Below are 2,596 nucleotides of genomic sequence, written 5' to 3' on the forward strand. Positions count from 1 at the left end.
GCACCGAAACCGGCACCGAAACCGGCACCGGAACCGGAACCGGAGCAGGCCGCGAGAGCACCCCGCGCGTCCCGCAGGAAGGCCGCGGCGCCCGCGGCATCCACAGTGTCGGCTGCGCCCGTGGCCACATCCGGTGGGCAGCCGGCCGCGGACCAGGGCGTGCGGCAGCCGCCGGCGGCCGTGGTGGCGGCGCAGACGGCACAGCCGCCGAGTAAGATTCCACCCCCCGTGGAGGAGACTGTCCGGACGCCGTCTGCTTCTCCGGCCGGCGAGAGCGGGCCCGCCGAGGAGGCCGGCGCGGTCGAGGCGGTCGAGGCGGTCGAGCAGGCAGCGCCGGCTGCGGCACCACCTGCTCAGGATCCTGTGCCGGCCGGGACGCAGACCGCGGCCGTCGAGGTTCCGGCGGGTGGGACGTCCGTGGTGGCGCAGGCCGCGGAGCACGCCGAAGCTCGCGAACCTGTCGCAGCCGAGCCGGCCGCGGCCGACGGTGACCAGGAGTTGCCCGTGGTGGCGGCAGTGCCGTCCGCCGCCGCGTCGGCGTCCGGTGCCGAGGTCTCCGGCGGTGAAACGCCTGGTGCCGAAGACTCCGGCAGTGAAGCGTCCGGTGTCGAAGTGCCCGGTGGTGAAGCCTCCGGCGATGTGTCGGCCGACTCCGGGGGCGGCGAGAACGAGATCGTCGGGGAGCACGACACGCGGGTGTCACCACATCCCACCCCTTCGGTGTCGCGCCGGCGGTGGTGGCGCCGGTTTCGGGTACGCCAGGGCCATTGATCCGGGGAGTTGGCCGGGGTCGGTCGCCGTGGTGGCCGGTGACACCCAGGCCGTTCCTTGAACAGGTGACGTTGAACGGGCGTCACGCAGGTGACCAGCCCGTTCCTTGAGCGGGCCTCATGCAGGTGACGTTGTCCGGACAGCTATGGTGCCGGTGGTGATGGAGCGGGTCTGTGGGCACACCAGCCGAACGGATGCTCCCCAGCGGCCGTTGACGATCAGGAAGCGCTGGGCCCGCGCTTGTCGGGAGCGCGACGCGCGGGGCCCCAGCCGGCGCAATAGCGTCTTGGGTAACCAACGATCCCGGGGGAGAGCATGTCCATACGAGCGAGGTCGCTCGTCGTCATAGCCGCGCTGTCCGTGTTTGCGCTTTCGGCCTGTGGGAGCAGGGTGAACGACTCGGGCACACCGTCTGGCAGCCTCACCCAGGGCGGTGGGGTGAACACCGTGTCGGATACCGGCGTGACGGCGAACGACATCAAAATCGGTGTGATCGTCGGTCTGACGAGCCCGCTGGGGCCTGAGACGTTCTCCGGTTCCCTGTACGGCGCGAAGGCGTACTTCGACGCGCTCAACGCCGCCGGCGGAGTCAACGGCCGCAAGGTCACAGTCGTCCAGTGCGACGACCACGGCAGTGGGCCGGACAATTCAGCCTGTGTGCGCAAGCTCGTCGACGACGAGAAGGTCTTCGCCCTGGCCGGGGTGTCGGCGTTCGACTACGCCGGAGCGCCGTACCTGAACTCCAAGGGCGTGCCGGACGTCGGGGGCCAGCCGACCAGCAATGCTTACGACCAGTACCCGCATCTCTATTCGATCTATGGCAGTTATTATCCGCGTGACGGAAAGCGACCAGGCTACGACGGAAAGCTCTACGCCGGTACCGAGAACTACAGGTGGCTCAAGGACAACCTGAGTACCAGGGTTGCCGGGGTCGTGTATTACAACGTCGCGCCGTCCCAGCGCTATGCGCAGTCGGTTGCTGACGGTCTGCGCCATGAGGGGTACACGGTCGTCGAAAAAGAGATCAACTACTTCGCCCCGAACTTCGACGCCGCCGTACTGGACATGAAGGCCCGCGGGGCCGATGTGATCTTCGACGCGATGGAGGACAACGGCAACCTGTCCCTGTGCAAGTCGATGCAGGCCCAGGGGCTCACCGTCAAGGCGAAAGTGACCACGTCGCAGGGGTGGACCGACACCTTCGGCAAGACCTTCGCGGACACGCCCGGCTGCCGTAACACCACCTACGCGATCAGTACGACCCGTAACTACAACGACACGAACTACCCTGCGGTGGCCAGGTTCCGTGCGGACATGGCGAAGTACCAGCCCGCGCGCGAGGGCAAGCTGAGCATATGGACCCTTGAGGGCTATGCGTCCGCCCTCTGGCTCACCGACGCGATGAAGTCGTGTGATGCCGACCTCACCCGCGTATGCGTCGAGAAGTATCTGAACCGTCCGCAGGATTACAACGGTGATGATTTGCTGACCGCACGCAACTTCACGAAGCTTGCGACTCCGCCGGATTCCGACACCAACTGCATCAACGTCGTCAAGTGGGAGGACCCGGCGGGCAGCGGCAAGGGGGGTTGGGTAACCCAGGTCAAGGACATGAACACCACCTGCTTCACTGTCCCGAACCTGCCATATCCGGCTGAGTGAAGCCCGGTGAAGGCTGAGTGAACCTGCTGCCCGGCCGGTGGGTGTGACTACCGGCCGGGCCAGCCTGAGCGGCTCGACCGGCGCCGGAGGACGCTCAGACCGGTTCGGCGGACACGGTCGTCGGGTGCAGCTCCGCGGGATCCCCGACGAACGAACACTCGCC

2 protein-coding genes are annotated in these 2,596 nt (G+C 67.4%); both read left to right on the top strand.

Going from position 1 to position 2,596, the window contains the following annotated elements:
- Positions 1-120: 120 nt before the first annotated feature.
- A complete protein-coding gene (locus DD1DGNOD_RS06830; protein ID WP_131765730.1) occupies positions 121-771 on the top strand; it encodes a hypothetical protein in 651 nt (216 codons plus the stop codon).
- 321 nt (positions 772-1,092) lie between these two features.
- Positions 1,093-2,433, top strand: coding sequence for an ABC transporter substrate-binding protein (locus DD1DGNOD_RS06835; protein WP_131765791.1), 1,341 nt, complete (start codon positions 1,093-1,095; stop codon positions 2,431-2,433).
- Positions 2,434-2,596 lie beyond the last annotated feature (163 nt).

Source organism: Candidatus Protofrankia californiensis, assembly GCF_900634765.1.
In the GTDB taxonomy this organism is placed as follows: Bacteria; Actinomycetota; Actinomycetes; order Frankiales; family Frankiaceae; genus Protofrankia; species Protofrankia californiensis.